The sequence below is a fragment of the Frischella sp. Ac48 genome, assembly GCF_019641635.1.
Classification (GTDB): domain Bacteria; phylum Pseudomonadota; class Gammaproteobacteria; order Enterobacterales; family Orbaceae; genus Frischella; species Frischella japonica.
This window is the reverse complement of record NZ_JAETXP010000001.1, coordinates 104,115-125,308: the sequence shown is the minus strand read 5'-3', so window position 1 is coordinate 125,308 and position 21,194 is coordinate 104,115. Positions and strand designations below refer to the sequence as shown.

Annotated in this window: 16 protein-coding genes; 11 read left to right on the top strand and 5 right to left on the bottom strand. The window is 35.1% G+C overall.

Annotated features, from left to right (window positions below):
- Positions 1-17 precede the first annotated feature (17 nt).
- The 4 genes from murJ (at position 18) to mscM (ending at position 6,648) form a co-directional block, all read left to right on the top strand.
- Positions 18-1,553: a murein biosynthesis integral membrane protein MurJ gene (gene murJ, locus JMI89_RS00535; protein ID WP_220679043.1), complete on the top strand. Its 1,536-nt coding sequence runs from the start codon at positions 18-20 to the stop codon at positions 1,551-1,553.
- Positions 1,554-1,724: 171 nt separating this feature from the next.
- The gene (dnaB, locus tag JMI89_RS00530; protein WP_187755586.1) at positions 1,725-3,125 is read left to right on the top strand and encodes a replicative DNA helicase; all 1,401 of its coding nucleotides are present in this window, start codon (positions 1,725-1,727) and stop codon (positions 3,123-3,125) included.
- 32 nt (positions 3,126-3,157) lie between these two features.
- A complete protein-coding gene (gene asd, locus JMI89_RS00525; protein WP_187755585.1) occupies positions 3,158-4,006 on the top strand; it encodes an archaetidylserine decarboxylase in 849 nt (282 codons plus the stop codon).
- A gap of 11 nt (positions 4,007-4,017) precedes the next feature.
- Positions 4,018-6,648 (top strand): miniconductance mechanosensitive channel MscM, encoded by a 2,631-nt coding sequence (gene mscM / locus JMI89_RS00520; RefSeq protein ID WP_220679042.1) that lies wholly within the window; start codon positions 4,018-4,020, stop codon positions 6,646-6,648.
- Positions 6,649-6,681: 33 nt separating this feature from the next.
- Here mscM and JMI89_RS00515 read toward each other — a convergent pair whose 3' ends face one another.
- Positions 6,682-7,212 carry a DedA family protein gene (locus tag JMI89_RS00515; protein WP_187755583.1) on the bottom strand — a complete coding sequence of 177 codons (531 nt, stop codon included), beginning with the start codon at positions 7,210-7,212 and terminating at the stop codon, positions 6,682-6,684.
- 225 nt (positions 7,213-7,437) lie between these two features.
- Between JMI89_RS00515 and JMI89_RS00510 the strand changes: the two genes are divergently transcribed.
- From JMI89_RS00510 to fdhD, 3 genes are read left to right on the top strand one after another with little or no spacing between them, the layout of a single operon-like run.
- Positions 7,438-8,133, top strand: coding sequence for an AzlC family ABC transporter permease (locus JMI89_RS00510; protein WP_187755582.1), 696 nt, complete (start codon positions 7,438-7,440; stop codon positions 8,131-8,133).
- Positions 8,124-8,462, top strand: a complete 339-nt coding sequence (locus tag JMI89_RS00505; protein ID WP_187755581.1) for an AzlD domain-containing protein — start codon at positions 8,124-8,126, stop codon at positions 8,460-8,462. Before JMI89_RS00510 ends, JMI89_RS00505 begins: the two co-directional genes overlap by 10 nt.
- A gap of 54 nt (positions 8,463-8,516) precedes the next feature.
- Positions 8,517-9,308, top strand: a complete 792-nt coding sequence (gene fdhD / locus JMI89_RS00500) for a formate dehydrogenase accessory sulfurtransferase FdhD (protein ID WP_187755580.1) — start codon at positions 8,517-8,519, stop codon at positions 9,306-9,308.
- 297 nt (positions 9,309-9,605) lie between these two features.
- Here fdhD and prmA read toward each other — a convergent pair whose 3' ends face one another.
- From prmA to JMI89_RS00480, 4 genes are all read right to left on the bottom strand, one after another.
- A complete protein-coding gene (gene prmA / locus JMI89_RS00495) occupies positions 9,606-10,487 on the bottom strand; it encodes a 50S ribosomal protein L11 methyltransferase (protein WP_220679041.1) in 882 nt (293 codons plus the stop codon).
- Positions 10,462-11,922: a sodium/pantothenate symporter gene (panF, locus tag JMI89_RS00490; protein ID WP_220679040.1), complete on the bottom strand. Its 1,461-nt coding sequence runs from the start codon at positions 11,920-11,922 to the stop codon at positions 10,462-10,464. Before panF ends, prmA begins: the two co-directional genes overlap by 26 nt.
- A gap of 9 nt (positions 11,923-11,931) precedes the next feature.
- Positions 11,932-12,192: a YhdT family protein gene (locus JMI89_RS00485; RefSeq protein ID WP_187755577.1), complete on the bottom strand. Its 261-nt coding sequence runs from the start codon at positions 12,190-12,192 to the stop codon at positions 11,932-11,934.
- 287 nt (positions 12,193-12,479) lie between these two features.
- A complete protein-coding gene (locus tag JMI89_RS00480) occupies positions 12,480-13,874 on the bottom strand; it encodes a DASS family sodium-coupled anion symporter (protein WP_220679039.1) in 1,395 nt (464 codons plus the stop codon).
- A 392-nt stretch (positions 13,875-14,266) separates the two neighbouring features.
- Between JMI89_RS00480 and glyA the strand changes: the two genes are divergently transcribed.
- From glyA to JMI89_RS00460, 4 genes are all read left to right on the top strand, one after another.
- Entirely contained in the window at positions 14,267-15,523 is a 1,257-nt protein-coding gene (gene glyA, locus JMI89_RS00475; RefSeq protein ID WP_220679038.1) for a serine hydroxymethyltransferase, read from the top strand.
- Between the two features lie 152 nt (positions 15,524-15,675).
- Positions 15,676-16,635, top strand: a complete 960-nt coding sequence (locus JMI89_RS00470; protein ID WP_220679037.1) for an inorganic triphosphatase — start codon at positions 15,676-15,678, stop codon at positions 16,633-16,635.
- Between the two features lie 117 nt (positions 16,636-16,752).
- Positions 16,753-19,569 (top strand): bifunctional [glutamate--ammonia ligase]-adenylyl-L-tyrosine phosphorylase/[glutamate--ammonia-ligase] adenylyltransferase, encoded by a 2,817-nt coding sequence (gene glnE / locus JMI89_RS00465; protein ID WP_220679036.1) that lies wholly within the window; start codon positions 16,753-16,755, stop codon positions 19,567-19,569.
- Positions 19,570-19,690: 121 nt separating this feature from the next.
- The gene (locus tag JMI89_RS00460) at positions 19,691-21,076 is read left to right on the top strand and encodes a hypothetical protein (protein ID WP_220679035.1); all 1,386 of its coding nucleotides are present in this window, start codon (positions 19,691-19,693) and stop codon (positions 21,074-21,076) included.
- The last annotated feature ends 118 nt before the right edge of the window (positions 21,077-21,194 follow it).

Genomic DNA, 21,194 nt, shown 5'->3' with positions numbered 1-21,194 from the left:
TAAAGAGTACTCAATTAATGAATCTTCTTAAATCATTAGCAACAGTTAGTTCTATGACTATGGTATCACGGGTATTAGGCTTTATCCGTGATGCCATTATTGCGCGTTTTTTTGGTGCTGGTATGGCAACTGATGCCTTTTTTGTGGCGTTTAAATTACCGAATTTATTACGCCGTATTTTTGCTGAAGGCGCTTTTTCTCAGGCGTTTGTCCCTATTTTGGCAGAGTATAAAAGCCAGCAAGGAGAAGAAGCGACTAAAACGTTCATTGCCTATATTGCCGGATTACTAACGTTAGTATTAGCGCTTGTTACTGCCATTGGTGTGATATGTGCACCCTATATTATTTATATAACGGCTCCTGGTTTTAGTGAACCGGTAGAAAAATTTGCTTTAGCATCATTATTGTTGCGGATTACTTTCCCTTATATATTTCTTATTTCACTTGCTTCGTTGGCTGGAGCCATTCTTAATACTTGGAACCGTTTTTCTGTTCCTGCTTTTGCGCCAACGTTTTTGAACCTTAGCATGATAGGTTTAACACTTGTAGCGTCGGAATTTTTCAATCCACCTATTCTTGCGTTAGCATTTGGGGTTTTATTAGGAGGTATTTTACAATTACTTTATCAATTACCTTATTTAAAAAAGGTTGGTATGTTAGTTTTACCACGCCTCAATTTACACGATAGAGGTGTATGGCGCGTACTTAAGCAAATGGGACCAGCCATTTTAGGGGTTTCTGTTAGTCAAGTGTCATTAATTATTAATACTATTTTTGCTTCATTTCTTATTTCTGGTTCGGTATCTTGGATGTATTATGCCGATCGGTTGATGGAATTTCCCTCGGGAGTGTTAGCGGTGGCGTTAGGAACAATACTTTTACCATCATTATCAAAAAGTTTTGCTAAAGGCGATACTCAGCTTTATTCTGAACTGTTGGACTGGGGGTTACGTCTTTGTTTTCTTTTGGCGTTACCAGCTGCTGTAGGATTAGGTGTTATTTCCAAACCATTGGTTGCAGCTTTGTTTGAGTATGGTCATTTTACCGAAATTGACACGTTGATGACACAAAAAGCGTTAATAGCCTATTCGGTTGGTTTATTAGGTTTAATGTTAATTAAAGTATTAGCTCCAGGATTTTATTCACGACAAAATATTAAGACACCTGTTAAAATTGCTATTTTAACCTTAGGAATAACACAAATACTCAATTTAGCCTTTATTGGTCCGTTACAGCATGCTGGATTAGCGTTATCAATAAGTATTGCTGCGTGCTTTAATGCGGGATTATTATTTTGGCAATTGAAGAAAAAACAATTATTTCAACCACAACCAGGTTGGTTCAAATTTATAACCAAAATCATGATTGCGGTGATAATAATGGCGATAGTGTTATGGATAGTTAGTGATTTGTTACCAGACTGGTCAGCCGGCAGTATGCCATCAAGACTTGGACGTTTGATGATTTTAGTCGTTATGGGGGTCATGAGTTATTTTGGATCTTTAAAGTTGATCGGATTTAAAATTAACCATTTCATTAAGCGTATTGAGTAAACTATTATTCATAGAATAAAATGACAACGATTTATTATCACATTTTTCTATCTTTTCTTAATCGATGGTCTTAAATGCTGATAATGAAACCTTTCCAGAAAAGTGTTACACTATTTCATTAAAAGAGTGAATTCTTTTCAGTAAAAAGAGTAAATTTAAACGTGATATACCATGACAAATAAACTCACATATCGAGAGCGCGAAGCAAATATTCACAGCATAAAAGTACCGCCGCATTCAATTGAAGCGGAGCAAGCTGTTCTAGGTAGTCTAATGATTGATAATCAACGTTGGGATCGGGTTGCTGAAACGATCACTGATCGTGATTTCTATTCTCGACATCATCAACTTATTTTTGCTGAAATGCAAAATTTGGTGAGTAAATCCATTCCGATAGATTTAATTACACTATCTGAAAGTTTAGAAAGTAAAGATATTCTCAATGATGTTGGTGGCTTTGCTTATTTAGCGGAGCTATCTAAAAACACACCGAGTGCGATCAATGTTATCGCTTATACCGAAATTATTCGTCAACAAGCGATATTACGGGAGTTAATAAGTGCAGCAAATGAAATTGCTGATAATGCCTACACAACAGAAGGGCGTGAAAGTGAAGACATTCTTGATTTAGCAGAAACCAAAATCTTTCAAATTGCGGAACAACGTGCTAAACAAGGTGTTGGCCCGAAGAGTGTTACCTCAGTTTTAGAAGATACTGTCGCGAAGATTGAGGAATTATTCCAAAAGCCTCATGATGGGGTCACGGGGGTTTCAACAGGATTTATTGATCTCGATAAAAAAACCGCTGGGTTACAACGTTCTGATTTAATTATTGTTGCAGCCAGACCATCGATGGGAAAAACAACATTTGCCATGAATCTGTGTGAAAATGCAGCAATGATGCAGGAAAAACCAGTATTAATTTTTAGTCTAGAGATGCCAGCAGAACAGATTATGATGCGTATGCTTGCTTCATTATCGCGAGTGGATCAAACTAAAATTCGTACCGGACAATTAGAAGATGACGATTGGGCGCGTATCTCAAGTACGATGGGTATTCTCCTAGAAAAGAAAAATATGTATATTGATGATTCATCTGGTTTAACGCCTATGGAATTACGTTCACGTGCTCGACGAATTTATCGAGAGCATAATGGTTTAAGTATGATAATGGTGGATTATTTGCAGCTAATGCGGGTACCAAATATTTCTGAGAATCGAACCCTTGAAATTGCTGAAATTTCGAGGTCATTAAAGGCATTAGCCAAAGAATTACAGGTACCGGTAGTTGCGTTATCTCAGCTTAATCGAAGCTTAGAACAACGAGCAGATAAACGTCCGGTAAACTCTGACTTACGTGAATCAGGATCCATTGAGCAAGATGCAGATGTTATTATGTTCATTTATCGTGATGAAGTTTATAATGATAATTCTGACCATAAAGGCGTAGCAGAAATTATTTTAGGTAAGCAACGTAATGGTCCGATCGGCAAAGTTCGTCTTAAATTTCAAGGGCAGTGGTCGCGATTTGATAATTATGCTAATTCCGCTGACTACTTTGATGATGAGTAATCTTCAATTAATTAAAAAGAGAATTGAAATTCATGTTAAATCAAATTAAAGCAATTATTCAATATTTTTTACCCAAACAGCTCTTGACCTGCATGTTTGGTTGGTTAGCAGAAAAAGAGTTTGGTGGATTAACTACTTTGATGATCAAAGGGTTTATTAAACTATATAAAATTGATCTTAGTGAGGCAGAATTCGAAAATGCTCAAGACTATAAAACATTTAATCAATTCTTTGCCAGACATTTAAAATCCAATGCTAGATTAATCGATGATTCAGAAAGCAGTATTGTCATGCCAGCTGATGGAGTGATTAGTCAATTTGGCTCAATTCAGGAAAAAACCTTATTACAAGCAAAAGGACACTTTTATTCATTAGATGCTTTAGTTGCATGTCATCCTGATATGATTAAGTATTTTACCAATGGGAGTTATGTTACCACGTATTTAGCTCCAAGTAATTACCACCGTTTTCATGCTCCTTTTAATGGTAAACTTAAAGAGATGATATATGTACCTGGTTCACTTTATTCGGTAAATAAAGCCACGACTGAAAATATTGCCAATATCTTTGCTCGTAATGAACGTGTAATTTGTTTATTTGAGACCGAAATTGGTCCTGTCGCTCAAATTTTAGTTGGCGCCACGATTGTTGGAAGCATCGAAATCAAATGGGAAGGTATAATTACACCGCCAAGAGAAGGGATAATGAAACGTTGGAACTATCCGCTAGGGATTAATGTTGAAAAAGGTGAAGATTTCGGGTGTTTTAAATTAGGATCGACTGTTATTACGTTATTTGCACAAAATAGTATTCAGTTTATGGATACTTTAAAAATCGGTGATACAGCTCGAGTTGGTCAAAAAATGGCAAAAATTAATTAGATATGTTTAAAATGCGTAATATTATTGGTTGTTTTTTTATCGGCTTGATTGCTGTTTTTTCTACTTTTGCTCAAGCGGATAGTGTGCCTATTATTGAGACAAGTGAAAATTTATCCAATACTATTACGCAATTAACCAGTAAAAATAACGAATTAAAAAATCGTCTAAAATGGCAAAAAGAACAAATTGCTCATATTACAACACATCAGAATACAATTTTAGCGCAAATTTCGCATGTTCAAAATACATTAGCTACACTTGATGAACAAGGTGAATGGTTAAGTTTTTCTACTGCTCTAGGAGAAACGTTACGTTTGCAACTGCTTAACTTGCCAGAAAAACCTAAACCTCAAGCGATAGATGCTGAAATTGCTGAAGCGAAAGTAAGTCAACTAAATGATAATAATTCGCTCAAACAACTAGAAAATTATCCCAATTTAACGAAAAATAAATTTGATAATCGACAAATTAATGAATATCGTCAGCTCATACGTGAGCAAAATGAACTACTGAAAACCACGATGTCGGGTTATGATACAATTATATTAGAATTGACTAAATTAAAAATTGCCAATAGCCAGCTCATAAATGCGATTGATAGTGTCAATGATGCAGCACATCGTTATTTTTTCTGGGTAGCAGATGTTAACCCAATTAATACCTATTTTTTGTTAGATTTTGCAAAAGATACTCTATTCGTTTTATTCTCAGTTGATACTGCGTCGCAAATTTATCATGCTTGTATCGATATTATTAAAACCCCTTCATTACTATTTTTGTTGGTTATCACATTAATTGCGGTGTTCATTGATTTCAAAACTAAACCGAAATATAACCAGTATTTAGATAAGTCGGCGTCGCGAGTCGGTAAAGTGACTCAAGATAGTTTCTCGCTTACGATGAAAGTGGTGGTTTATTCCCTATTAATGGCATTACCTATTCCAATTTTATGGGCGATCATAGGTTATGTCTTACAGATGAATTGGCAATATCCGGCGGTTGTGGCTCTAGGTTATGGAGTTAATGCAGCTGCACCTATTCTGTGGGTGTTTATCATAAGTGCTCATTTTGCTTCACCAAAGGGATTATTTATTGCCCATTTTGCTTGGCCAGAATTTCAAGTTCGCTCAGCAATGAAATATTACCAATTGTCCGTATGGGTGGTTATTCCATTAGTGATGATTGTCATGAGTTTTGATCATTATAACAATCGGCAATTTGCAGCGACCATAGGTCGATTTAGTTTTATTTTACTTTGTTTTGCCTTAGTTTTTATGACTAATGCGATACATCGTGCTGGTGTTCCGCTTTATATTGATAAAAAAGGTTCTGGATGTAATTTATTTAGTCGTATTTTATGGGTGATTCTGTTAAGTGCACCATGGGTCGCAATTTTTGCTGCTTGTTTAGGTTACCTATCAACTGCACAAATCTTACTAGGGCGATTAGAAGCCTCAGTGGTAACTTGGTTTGGTTTATTAGTTATTTATTTCATGATTCGACGTTGGATGTGGATCCAAAAGCGACGTATTGAATTTGAACGCGCTAAGCAACGCAGAATAGAACGACTTGCTCAAAGAGCCAAAAGTGAAGAAGATCACACCACAAATTCTAATACGCCAGATATGATTGATGAACCTGTGATAGATTTAGATGTAATTAGTGCCCAATCATTACAATTAGTGCGATCAATTATTGCAATGATAGCATTAATAAGTATGGTTTTGCTTTGGTCAGAATTACATTCAGCTTTCGCATTTATGGAAAACATTAAACTATGGGGAACAAAAGTCATCATCAATGGTAACGAGGTTGAACACTATATAAGTTTGAGCTCGGTGTTTATCGCTATTTTGGTTTTAACCATAACGGTACAATTAGTTAAAAATTTACCTGCTTTACTTGAATTAGGTATTTTACAGCATTTAGATCTAGCACCAGGAACAGGCTATGCGATTTCGACCGTCAGTAAATATATTATTTTGCTGGTTGGTTGTATGATCGCATTTTCTTTTGTCGGGATAGATTGGGCAAAAATTCAATGGCTAATTGCTGCATTGGGGGTAGGTCTGGGATTTGGCTTACAAGAAATTTTTGCTAATTTTATTTCAGGCTTAATTATGTTGTTTGAAAAACCAGTAAGAATTGGCGATACAGTTACCATTCGTGATTTAACTGGGACTATCACGAAAATTAACACTCGTGCAACAACAATTGTTGATTGGGATCGAAAAGAAATTGTGATGCCTAACAAAGCGTTCATCACCGAACAGTTAGTCAATTGGTCGTTATCTGATGCAATTACGCGTATCGTATTGACTATTCCCGCGACGATCGATGCGGATAGCCAATTAGTGATGGATATTTTATTAAAAGTTGCTAAGGAATGCGAATATGTACTAAATGATCCTGAACCACAGGTATTTTTAGTCGATATTCAAGAAGGTATTCAATTATTTGAAGTTCGATTATTCGCGTCCGAAATGTCACATCGTATGCCATTACGTAGTGAAATACAGCAATTGATCATTAAAGAGTATTGTAAACATGGTCTGACATTACCATTTCCGCCCTTACAAACCAATTTAGAATCTTTAGGGCGCAAAACTGGTCGACGCACTTATACAATTGGTACTATATGAATCCATTTAAAATATACTAGTCATTATTGATAGTTAACCAAAAAACGTTTCTAACCACTGCATACCAAAAGCTCCCGGTGCAAGAATTACAAATGCCCAAATTGGTGCCGAAGTAATATTTGCAATATTGAATTTTAAGTTAGGCATATGCATCGCGCCTGCCACAAGAGGAACTAAAGCCCTCAATGGCCCAAAAAATCTACCTATAAATACGCCCATTATGCCAAAACGTTGAAAGAATTGTTCTGCACGATAAACTAATTTTGGATGTTTATTTAGTGGCCAAGATTGAATCACTTTTTGATGATAGTGTTTTCCCAACCAATATGATATCCAATCGCCACAAATCGCCCCGAACGATGCCGCTAACATTGTCGGCACAAAAGGAAGAAGATCGGTGCCAATTAAAGCTCCGGCAGCTAATAAAACAGCTGTGGCAGGGATTACTAACGAAATAATTGCTAATGATTCTCCAAATGATAGCAGGAAAATAATCGGTAGTGCCCACATTTGATGAGTTTTAATGAATTCCATTGTTAATTGGGTAATTTCATGTATCGACATAACTTTAAATTCTCAAGTTAGAGGAATCGTTACAAAATATTTTACATTAATCTCAATCGATTACCTAAAGGAAAGTATAAGGGTTTTATTAAGCAATTATAAAAAACCATCTCTATCTTATATAAAAATATGCAGGGCACAATAAATTCTTCACTTATCATATCGCCTAAACGTCAGTTATTTTCTATAATAAAAAAACGACGAAAATTACAAATTAGATCGATTATGAATCACTCATTTAAAGAGGGAGTTACTGATTGTATTCCTACTTTATTAGGTTATATAGGTATTGGCATTGCGGCAGGAATTATTGGTAAAGCTTCTAATTTAAGTATTTTAGAAGTAACTCTATTAGCTATTATGGTGTACGCTGGAGCAGCTCAATTTATTATCACCGGTTTAATTGCCATGTCAGCCCCCATTACCGCTATTATATTTACAGTTTTTTTGGTTAATTTACGCCATTTATTAATGAGTATGACTGTTGCACCTTATTTCAAACGCTTTTCATTATTAAATAATATCGCCATTGGCAGTTTGTTGACCGATGAAACGTTTGCTGTAGCAGTGAATGCTATTACAAAAAAGAAAAGTATTAATGCCCATTGGATGCAAGGATTAAACTTAACGGCATATGTGGCTTGGATTTTATCTTGTATTGTGGGGGCAGTATTGGGAAATTGGTTACCCGATCCCTATCAATTTGGTTTCGATTATTCTTTAATAGCGATGTTTGTCGGTTTACTTTATTTACAACTTATCAGCGATAAAACGCATTCAATACGGCGTAATTTTAGTATTATGTTAATTGTCACAATTTTGGTTATTTTCTTTATGCGATATATGGTACCAGAGTTAGCTTTATTACTTGCTACAATAATTGGTTGTTTAACGGGAGTGATAATACAAAAATGCAAATAAGTATTTATAGTTTATTGGTTATCTTGGGATGTGGCTTAGTAACATGGCTACCGCGAATTATACCATTTTTGATGGTAAGAAAAATGCGGATTCCCCAAATTATTTTAGATTTCCTATCTTATGTACCATTATGTATTTTAACAGCTTTATTGGTTCAAAGTTTGATGATCTATCAACCAGATAGATGGCCAACGCTACATTACCAGTATGCTTTAGCAACTATTCCCACTGTAATTAGTGCTATTATTACAAAAAATTTGATGTGGATTGTTATTGTTGGTATGGTAGCAATGGCACTTATTCGATTATTTTTAATTTATCCGGAATAAAAATTTAGCGTAAGATCGGGTTTATTAAACAAAGATTAAGAAGGTTATTAACCAGTGCAATTACTTAGAACGTTAACAGTAAATAAATTCAACCAAGCTATAATAAATGGGGTACAGGATGATGTTGTCGCTACAGAAGTTGCGGTAGCGCTAGTCTATAATGGTATTTCACATGCTGTCATGATGGTGACGCCTAAAGATTTAGAGTACTTTGCAATTGGTTTTACCCTCAGTGAAAATATCATAGAATCGGTTAATGACATTTATGGTATCGATATCGAAGAGAATGATAACGGAATAACGATTAATATTGAGCTGTCAACACGTCGTTTTATGGCGCTAAAGCAGAAAAGACGTAATTTGGTAGGTCGTACGGGATGTGGTATTTGTGGTCGTGAACAACTCAATGAAGTTTACCAATCATTAACTGGTTTACCATTAACAATACAAATCGTGTTAGATGATTTTCAACAAAGCCTATCACTTTTAAAATCAGTCCAGCTTGTTGGCGCTGAAACCGGTTGTACACATGCGGCAGTCTGGTTAGATGATAAAGGACATTTTATTGCTGGATTTGAAGATATCGGTCGCCATGTGGCGCTTGATAAATTATTGGGTTTTCGTGCCAAACAGCAGCAACAGCAAGGGGTAATTATTGTTTCTAGTCGAGCAAGTTATGAGATGGTCCAAAAAGCAGCAAAATGTGGTGTAGAAATCATGTTTGCAGTGTCAGCAGCCACGTCTCTAGCGGTAGAAGCAGCTCAACAATGTGGTTTAACATTAATCGGGTTTTTTAAAGGAGATAAAGGGGTCATTTATTCAGGAGAACACAGGATTAAGGCATAGCACAGATCTATTTTGAAATGGTATCAAGATGATATTTTTAGAAGCTAGTGATTTAGCTAGTTAGTTAATCAATTTCTATGATTTTATAATGATATTGATATTTCATTGTCAATTTACCCGCCCTAAAATATTCTCGTAACGTAATTAGCGAAAAAGTATTGATCTATTTTAGTAAAGCTAATCTTATTTTATCTAATATTAATTATTTATCACTTAGCGAGCGTTAAAAGGTACCATAAGATACCTTTTATTGACAGAAACTAATTATTGCTATCAAAATTAATAAAACTTATTGAATCACTTCTTAGTGCCTGTTATACGGCACCATTCATCCAGAGTGATAATAGGATCGAGTTGAAAGTGTGTTTGATAAGCTTGATAAACACTATCTGATTGGCTTGCTAATATGCCTGATAGACCTAACCAACCGTTAGACTTAACTAAAATTTGAATATTAGGTTCAAGCTCTTTTAATGGACCAGCTAAAATATTTGCTACAACTACATCAGCAACGAGATTGTTAGGTAAATCTTTGGCTAAATAAAGCGATAATTTTTCACTGACATGATTGCGTGCGGCATTGTCTCGACTAGCTTGTAAGGCTTGTGGATCAATATCCACACCAATTGCTGCTTTGGCGCCTAACTTTAACGCGGCAATCGCTAAAATACCTGAACCACAACCGTAATCAATGACCGTTTTATCTTGTAAATCTAAACTATCAAACCATTGTAAACATAAAGAGGTTGTTGGATGGGTACCGGTACCGAAGGCTAAACCTGGATCAAGCATGACATTGACGGCATTAGGATCAGGTACTTCTCGCCAACTTGGACAAATCCAAAGTCGTTGACCAAATTGCATAGGGTGAAAGTTATCCATCCATTCACGTTCCCAATCTTTATCTTCCAATTGTTCAATTTTATAATTTACTTCCTGAGTGAAAATTGGCGATGTTTGTAAAAAGTTCACTAAGCTATTGGTATCTATATCTGCCTCGTATAAGCCAACGACATCGGTATTACCCCATAGACGGGTTTCCCCAGGAAGAGGCTCAAATACCGGATTATCATAGGTATCTTGAAATGTAACAGAAACAGCACCACTTGCTTCAAGTAGATCGCTAAATTGTTCAGCGAGCACATTGGTGGTATTAATTTTTATTTGAATCCAAGGCATAATAATCCTTATTATGTAAAGTGTTGCCAAATTTATTGGCGATTATAAATACGATAAGCCCTAACAGTAATGTCGGTACAATGGGTTGGAAGTCAAATATCTTAATGTTATATGATATCAACAAAATGTATGTCGCTGCACCAATAATCATTGAGGATAAAGCACCGCATGCATTAGCTTTTTTCCAATATAATCCCAAGACTAATGGCCATAGAAATACTGCTTCAAGCCCTCCAAATGCTAATAAATTTAACCAAATCACCATATCTGGTGGGTTCCATGCAGCAATTATTAATAGTGCACCAAATATAAAGGTAATCAGGACGGATGCCCGTGTTAAAGCTTTATCATTTTTTTTAGCTTCTGGTTTAATGGATAAGAAAAGGTCTTTAATTAAAACAGATGAAACTTGTAATAATTGAGCATTAATCGTTGACATAATGGCGGCTAAGGGTGCAGCTAAAAAGATACCAGCCATAACAGGCGGTAAAACAGTGACAATTAAATTGGGTACGACCTGATCCGGAATCGACAAGTCAGGTAAAATGGCCCGTCCTAATGCGCCAGATAAATGCATAGTAAACATAATAACAGTAACAATGATAGTTCCTAAAATTATGCCACGATGTACCGCTTGACTATCTTTATAAGCCATACAGCGAACAGCCGTATGCGGTAATCCAACCACACCAAAACAGACCAAGATCCAAAATGATGCCATAAAAGGAAAATCCATAAAATTGTCAGGACCTTGTGGTGTCATTAAGGCTGGATCTATTTGTCTAATGGTCTCCATCATATGATTCACTCCACCGCCGGCATAGATTATCGCAGCCAACAATAAAATGGCGCCAATCAGCATTACCATCCCCTGGAAGGCATCATTTAAAATACCCGCTCGAAAACCGCCAAAGGCAGTATAAACAACGGTTCCAATACCAAAAATTAATAAACCATAATTATACGGAATACCAACAGAAGACTCTAATAAGCGAGCCCCACCAATAAATTGTACGGTCATGGCACCAATAAAGGCTACGACAATGGCGATACTGGCTAACCAAATAATTAAACGATTTTTATAATGCGCATAAAGCATGTCGCTTAAGGTAATGGCATTATATTTACGCGCGAGTATAGCAAACTTTTTGCCTAAAATGCCTAATGATAGAAGTACCGTAGGGACTTGTATCATAGACAGTAACACCCAACCTAAACCAAATTTATAAGCTGCGCCAGGTCCTCCAATGAATGAACTGGCACTAATATACGTTGCTGCCAGCGTCATTGCCAATAGGAAGCCACCCATGGTACGGTTACCTATAAAGTAATCAGTGAATTGATCACTTTGTTTACGTTTAAGATAAGCATAGCCAGAAATGGCAAAGACAAATACTAAGTAAAGCACCAAGGGTATAATGATATCAGTATGCATAATTAAGGTTTACTCATCAACGGTTAAATCATTTGGTTTATTTTCAAGAGAGATGTTTTTAAATTGCGTTTTTACGACGATATAACACAAAGCAATGAAACCAATAGGCGTAAAAATACATGAAACTTCAAACCAAGCAGGAAAGCCAAATAACCCTTGTTTATTACTCAGAAAATAAGCAGATAAAATCCAACTTACCATATAAAATAGGGTAATATATAACGATAATCTAGCTTCTTTGTTTGCTTGTAAGTAACGTTTATCTGTCATAATAGCGATGGTCTTATAAAAAAAGACTAGAGTAAAATAATCCCGGTAAATAAGCAAGCCTATTTACTTCGCTTTAAGTTGGGTTAGTTATTGGATATTAAGCCATTTTTGTTAAAGGGAATACCGAATAATCATTTTCATTCACAAATTTTAAAAGGTCTTTTAATTGCAACGTTTTAATTTAATTATCTAATTACAAAACTGCCATTTTGTTAGATGATATTAATCTAATTAATAAATATTTATTAACTTGATTAGATCGCTTTAAACCTTAGTCAGACGGTTGATTAAAGTAACCATTGCCAATAAGTAAACACCATAATGCTCATAAAAATAGCAGAAACAATACTCATTATTATCCCAGTTATGATCATCTCTCTAGGTTTAATATAACCACTGCCCAAAATGATCATGTTAGGCATGTTATTAACCGGTAGAATATATTGATGTAGCATATTAATACCGATAATCATACTAAAAATCAGTGAATTCGTGTAATTATGCATAGCAAAAGTGATAACAATTGGCATTAGTGCTGTCGTTTTAGGTCCGCCACCAGTAAATATCAATTGTAAAACAGTGATAAACCAAATAATTGCTACCAATTGCCATTCAATGGTTAGATCAGCTAATGGAGAAAATGCCATTGCAGCTATCCATTTTGCCGCTCCGGTATTCACGAGGGCCATTCCCATTGATAATCCTGCACCATAGAGAATAAATACACTCCAAGGGATATGTGATTGTGCTTGTTTCCATGTTATCGCACCAATCGTAGGCCACAATAGCGCGATACTACTAGCAAGACCAACGACTAAAATAGGAGTATTATGAAGGGAATCTGTTGCCCATAACACTAGCGTCAATACAAAAACGATTAAAGTATATAATTCTTTGCGCGTCAGTTTACCTAACGCTTGGATTTCGTGTTCGATGTATGTCTTAGCATTTTGTGAATTTAGTGACTCAGGTCGCCAGATCATAGTGATTAACATTATCGAAATAATGGATAACGCTAAAGATGGTAAACCCGCTACTTTAAACCACAAAGTCCAACTAATTGTAATATCGAGATTTTTCTCAATAAGTCCCGCTGTAATTGGATTGGCTGCATGCGCGGTGATAACCGCCATACTCATCATTGTGCCACTAATTGAGACAATCAAAAGTATCGCTTTAATTGCATTACTTTTACCGGGTTTACAGTTAAAGGCACTGGCAATACCCATCACAATTGGCAACATTAATAATACTCTAGCAGTAATTGAAGGAACTAAAAAAGTCAATATCAGCATGACGGCAGCAACTGACCAGCATATTCGGATGACTTTGCCATCTGAATAATTTAAAAGAATAAGTGCAATGCGTTTGGATAAACCACTCTTATCCATTGATGTTGCCATGATAAATCCAATCACAATTAACCACAAAGCTGAATTAGAATAGCCAATTAAAGCACCTTGAATTGTAGTGGCATGTAATAAACATAATAATAACAATACCATAAAACCGCTTATGACATCTTCTAATGCTGCGGTAAGCCATATGATAATTGAAAATGCTGCTATAGCGAGGGTAGATTTAGCTTCATTGGATAAACCATCGATTTCAGGTAAAGCAAACCGAATACTAAATAGCACAATAAATGCTATTAATATTGATAATAGGTTATTTAGTTTCATTATTTATAGTGTAGCTTTATCAATTACAGCTTTTCATTTTAATTGAATATATTCATTAAGCCAAATCGAGAAGTAATAAATAAAAATTATTAATATTCAACTTGTTATAAGTAAAAGCACAGTTTATATAATTATTTTAATTGATTATGTGATAATTATTAGCTTATTTTATTAAGCGTCTTGGTTAAAATTAGCTATATTAAATAACAAACCGGTAACATCATAATTTACAAGGTTTTTATTCATATAACCAATTAATAATAAAATGTATGCAAATTGCATCTTTATGTTGATAAAAAAATAGGTATCGCTTTATGATAGGCGAGTATAAATTCCCATAAAATATAAACTAACAATTTTTATAACTTAAGCTTTAGCTATTAGGAGAAAAAATGTTTACTAAACAAATGACAATAGCCGATTATGACAAAGATCTTTGGGATGCGATTCAAGGAGAAAACCGACGCCAAGAAGAGCATATCGAATTAATTGCCTCCGAAAATTATACTAGTCCTCGGGTAATGCAAGCACAAGGCTCACAATTGACAAACAAATATGCCGAAGGCTATCCAGGAAAACGTTATTACGGCGGTTGTGAGTTTGTAGATGTAGTTGAACAATTAGCCATTGATCGAGCTAAAGCATTGTTTGGTGCAGACTATGCCAATGTTCAACCGCATTCCGGTTCTCAAGCTAATTTTGCCGTATATACTGCGTTATTAAAACCAGGTGATACCGTTTTAGGAATGAATTTATCTGAAGGTGGTCATTTAACGCATGGTGCACCAGTGAGTTTCTCAGGTAAGCTTTATCATATTGTTGCTTATGGTGTAGACGAAACTGGTCATATTGATTATGATGAGATGGCTAAAATTGCTCAAAAAAGTCAACCGAAAATGATTATTGGTGGTTTTTCGGCTTATTCAGGTATTGTTGATTGGAAAAGAATGCGTGAAATAGCTGATAGTATGGGCGCATATTTATTTGTTGATATGGCACATGTTGCCGGATTAGTTGCTGCGGGAGTCTATCCAAATCCAATTCCATTTGCTCATGTTGTGACGACGACTACACATAAAACATTAGGTGGTCCACGAGGTGGATTAATTTTAGCAAAAGATGGTGATGAAGAGTTATATAAAAAACTTAATTCAGCAGTATTCCCGGGTGCTCAAGGTGGGCCATTAATGCATGTGATTGCAGCTAAAGCAGTGGCCTTAAAGGAAGCAATGGAACCTGAATATAAACACTATCAACATCAAGTGGTTAAAAATGCCCAAACCATGGTTAATGAAATTATAAAACGCGGTTATAAAGTGGTTTCAGGTGAAACCCAAAATCATTTGTTTTTAATTGATTTAGTTGATAAAAATATTACCGGCAAAGAGGCCGATGCTGCATTAGGTCGTGCTAATATTACCGTAAATAAAAATAGTGTACCCAAAGACCCGAAAAGTCCATTTATTACATCCGGTATTCGTTTGGGAACACCAGCTATGACTCGCCGAGGTTTTAAAGAAGAGCAGGCTAAACAGCTAGCAAACTGGATTTGTGATGTATTAGATCATATTACTGATGAACAAGTCATCGCCAATGTTAAGTCGCAAGTATTAGCACTTTGTCAACGATTTCCTGTTTACGAAAAATAACCTTTTTTTGTTTATTTGATACAATTGCTTATTAGTGCGCTGTTTTGGCGCACTTTTTAAAATGACAATATGATTGGTATTTGCGTAAAATATAATACTAGATACCATTATTTTAATGGTAGTTTTCGTCATCATTACAAAGGTATTTATCAATGAGCAATGAGATTGAATTAAAATTCGAAATTGAGCAGGCAACGATTAAACCCATTAGTCAGTTTTTTGAATCGTTGATGATTTTGCAACACGATACCTATCACTTAGAAAATACCTATTATGACACCCCCGATAATTATCTTAAATCTCATCATAGCAGCATCAGAGTACGCGGAATACAAACGCATTCGCAAACTAAACAATATGAAATAACGGTTAAATCATCAGGTCATGCCATTGCTGGATTACATCAACGTTTAGAATATAATGCTAATTTACCCAATAAAACGTTAGATCTGTCTGTATTACCTCAAGATATTTTACCTAAAACAGTCGATTTAGATAGTTTAGCGAAGCAATTGCAAGCACAATTTACTACCAATTTTACTCGTCGTATGTGGTTAGTCGCATTTAACCAAAGTAAGATTGAGATTGCACTAGATTGTGGATCAATCACTATTCCTAACGGTCATCAAATTCCTATACAGGAAATTGAATTAGAGCTTAAAACAGGTAATTCTATTGATTTGATTACCTTTGCTTTGCAAATAAGTCAGTTTAGAATTCATCTTTTTTCGCAAAGTAAAGCGGCACGTGGGTACCGTTTATTGAAACGTCAATCAATCGGCAAAATGAATACGATCTCTTTAGATCATCTACAGGTCAATTCCGCATTGACAAAACTATTAAAATTTTGGCAAACCAATGAAGAGTACGCTTTAACCAATCATGATTTGATAATTTATCAATATACTTTATCGCAGGTAAATGCACATTTAACCAAGATATTATCAAGCATTGAAGGGGTAGAAACAAAGCAAGAATTAAAGAGAATCTTTAATCAATGGTCGTTACAAGTACTATCAATAAAAAACATCGAATTGTTTGCTTACAGTGAAATAAATAACCAATTAAAATTATGGTTGATTCGTTTATTATTAACATTATCCGATCAATAATAAAGTTTACCCATTAGCGATAATTGTGTTGGGCGATTAGTTTAAAATATTTATTTTAATTTTTTATAAATTATTAACCGTCCTTAACTCGAAATTTTAAAACAACAGGGTGGAATTATGTCAGATTCAGTCTCACAAAAACAAAATGTTATCAATAAGTTGGATAAATGCGATGCAAATCTGGTTAACCGCCACCTTGATATATTATGGCAAAGTGATTTTTTAATCGAATCATTTTATCGCTTTCCTGATTGGTTGATTGCTATCGATACGCGACCACCCCAGGGCTTAGATTATCAATATTATACCGATTGGCTAAATCAAAGAATCGCTAATGTAACATCGGAAGAACAATTACTCAGCGTGTTACGCCAATTCAGGCGAAAAATATTAGTTATGATTTGTTGGTCTCAAATAACCCAAACCAGCTCTACTGAACAAACATTGACTCAATTAAGCACTTTAGCAGAGACACTTATCCTTGCTGCTCGTGATTGGTTATATCAATTAAGCTGCCAAGAATGGGGTACGCCATATGATCATCAAGGACATCCACAGCCATTAATCATACTTGGTATGGGAAAATTGGGTGGTGGTGAACTAAATTTTTCCTCGGATATTGATTTAATTTTTACCTATCCGCAACATGGGGTGACTTTAGGGGGGCGACGGGAATTAGATAATGCTATTTTTTTTACCCGACTTGGTCAACGACTCATTAAAACACTCGATCAAATTACTCAAGATGGGTTTGTGTATCGTGTCGACATGCGCTTACGCCCTTTAGGGGAAGGAGGGCCTTTAGTCATTAGCTTTTCATCAATGGAAGATTATTATCAAGAACAAGGCCGCGATTGGGAACGCTATGCCATGGTTAAAGCAAAAGTTCTAGGTGATCAACATGATCCTTATGTGAAAGAGCTTTATCAAATGCTAAAACCTTTTATTTATCGGCGTTATATTGATTTCAGTGTTCTACAATCATTGCGAAACATGAAAAGCATGATTGAACGTGAAGTTCGTCGTCGAGGACTTGAAAATAATATTAAATTAGGCGCAGGTGGGATTCGAGAGGTTGAATTTATTGTTCAGGTATTTCAATTAATTCGTGGTGGTCGAGTCGTAGCATTACAAACACGTTCATTATTAGATGCGTTAAAAGTTATTAAGCAGGAAAATTATTTATCAAAAGTTGAAGTCACCACATTGCACGATAATTATCTGTTTTTAAGACGCTGCGAAAACCTCTTACAAGCTATTAATGATGAACAAACACAAACATTACCGAATGATAAATTGAATCAAGCCCGTATTGCTATCGGAATGGGGTTTACCACATGGGATGATTTTTATCAAACTATTCAAGCACGCATGTTGGCGAATCGCATTATCTTTAATAATCTTATTGGTAGCGATGAAGCTGAACAATCGCAAGATGATCGTGAAGAAATATTTTCGGAATTATGGGATATTGATTTAGATATTGCTGATATTAAAGCGGTATTACCAAATTTGGCTAATGAGGAAGAATATCAAACGCTGTATCAGCAAATCATTCAGTTTAGAAAAGATATTAGTAAACGAACTATTGGGGTTAGGGGAAGAGACATTCTAGATCAACTCATGCCGAGAGTTTTTGCGTTAGTTTGCCAGATGCCTAATCGTTTAACTGTTTTACCACGGATTTTTCACTTATTAGTTAATATTGTAAGCCGTACCACCTATTTGGAGTTATTAGTTGAATATTCAAATGCCTTACAGCAGTTAATCCGTTTATGTGCTGCGTCACCAATGATTAGCGATCAGCTGATGCGTTATCCATTATTGCTCGATGAATTGATCGATTTCAATGCCCTTTATCAAACGGTTCCGTTTGAAGCTTATAAAAGTGAGTTATATCAATATTTATTGCGTGTACCGACTGATGATGAAGAACAACAAGTAGAAGCATTACGTCAATTCAAACAAATGCAATTATTACACATTGCAGCAGCAGATGTGGCGCAGTTACTTCCTACAATGAAAGTAAGTGATCACTTGACCTATCTGGCAGAAGCAATGCTCGATTTTGTCGTACAAATTGCTTGGAATCAGTTGGTAAAACGTTATGGACGACCTGATTATTTGACCGATGATACACATAAAGGTTTAGTGGTTATAGGTTATGGAAAATTAGGTGGGTTAGAGTTAGGTTATGGCTCCGATTTGGATTTAGTTTTTTTACATGATTGCCCAGCAAGTAGTGTGACAACTGGTGATAAAGTCATTGATAGTCGTCAATTTTATTTACGCTTGGTGCAACGGATTATCTACTTGTTTAATATTCGGACTAACTCAGGTATTTTGTATGAAGTTGATGTCCGATTACGGCCGCAAGGTGATGCAGGGTTATTAGCCTGCACATTAGATTCGTTTGCCGACTATCAAAATAATGATGCTTGGACATGGGAACATCAAGCTTTGGTTAGATCACGTGTGGTTTATGGAGAACCGGATTTAAATGCGAAATTTAATCAGATCCGTCGGCAAGTGTTAAGTAAACAACGAGATCCACAACAGTTGAAAATGGCCGTCCGCGAAATGCGAGAAAAAATGCGTGCCCATCTAAGCCAACATGATGGTCTATTTAATATTAAAGTTGATGAAGGTGGAATTGGTGACATTGAATTTATTTCACAATATTTAGTTTTAAATTACGCCTTTACTTACCCCGAAATGACTATTTGGAGTGATAATGTACGTATCCTAGCAGCGGCCGCACAACATCAGCTTATGTCAAGTGATGAAGCAAATACATTAACCGAAATTTATATTAAAATGCGTAATGAAATCCATGGATTATCATTACAATTATTATCCAGTAAGGTTGCCAATACAGAATTTGTTTTTGAACGGGATTACGTGAAAAATAGTTGGCAAAAATGGTTAATTTAGTGATATAGGCAATTAATTTATTAGGTTAAGTAATAATAAACGATGTTAAAAAAATATATAAGTTTTTTTATTTTTGTAAGGAAATTAAAACCAAAAAATAATAATTAATTTAGGAATGAGTATGCGAATTATATTTTTAGTCTGTTGTATTTTAATGTTGTCGGCATGCATTTCTTCTCGTCAAGCTGAGCAAGCTTATAAAAAGGGTAATTATTTAAAGAGTATTGATTTAATTGCTGCTTTTGTTGAAGAAAAAGGTGAAGCAAAACTTGATGCTAATGATTTAACTCGTTTTAGGCAAATAGTGGGTGATGTAGCAGCGCATTATGAAAATGCTTTATTAAGTGCAGATCGAACCAATTATGGTAGCCGAATTCAAAGTTATGAAGCATTGCTAAAGATGAAAGTGAGGCTGAGTGAACGCTTTTTTAGTCAACAAATCTCATTTTTTAATAATAAATACAGTATTATCGGTTTAAGAAAAGCCATAGCGGAAGAATATTATTCATGGGGTAATGCCGTCACGTGTCAATCTAGTGCGTGTTATGCTATGCGGGCTGAAAAATATCAAAAAGGGTCAGAGTATTATAAATACCGCGATATTGAAACATTACATCAGCAAGCGAACAACCAATATATGCAAGTTGCGGCACAGGAATTTTATGAATTAGGTAAATATTATGCTGATTCAGGATCATTTCAACTTGCCGCTGAAAAATTTGCAGCTGCAAGTAAAGTTTATAAACCTCTCGGTAAATATAAAGATAGTGATCAATTATTTGTCGTTTATGACAAAAAATATCGAACAAAAGAAGCTAAAGAACACTTTCAACAAGCTCAAGCGATCATAGCCAAGGCTAATAGCCGTTACGATTACCGAAAAATTGCTAAATTGTTTCAATATGCTGCTGAAATATACCAACCTTATGGTGATTACCAAAATGCTAGAGCTTTAGCAAAACAATATCAGCAGAAAGGGATTATCAAAGTTTATGTTAGTTCTGGATATCAAAGTTTGGCTTCAAATAGTTTTTTTAATGACTATTATCAATTTGTTTATACCCCTTCTCAAGCTGATGTTGTGATTAATATCGAATCTAGAAGTCATTATCAAAATACTTCGCCCCCGCTCCATATTACCAGTATGAATGAAAATCTAATTGAAAAAACCATACATGTTACGAACGCAAATGGAGACATTGAAAAAAAAGACATCTATAAAACCTACTATTTCAATTTGGAAACGCAAACCTATTCGAATGAATTACAAATCAACATGAATATTAATGTTAATGGCTTATATATTTATCACGATAGCCAAATTTTTATTAGCCGATCAATGATGAATAAGTATAATTATACGGGTGATGTACCAGCTAAATATCATAATTATACCAGTGGTGAATATTTAACTCATGAGCAATTGTATCAGCAGGGATTAAAGCAAGCTGAAAATTATTTAGCAAACATATTAACCGAGATTCATCGTTATACTGATCAGTTATAAAATAGTGATCAAATTGACGTTTTTCTATATAAATTCGCGGAATTAAGTGTTGTTTCGCATATAAATTGTTATTTTATTTATAATAATGCTAAAATAGCCATTTTTTCGTACTAATATT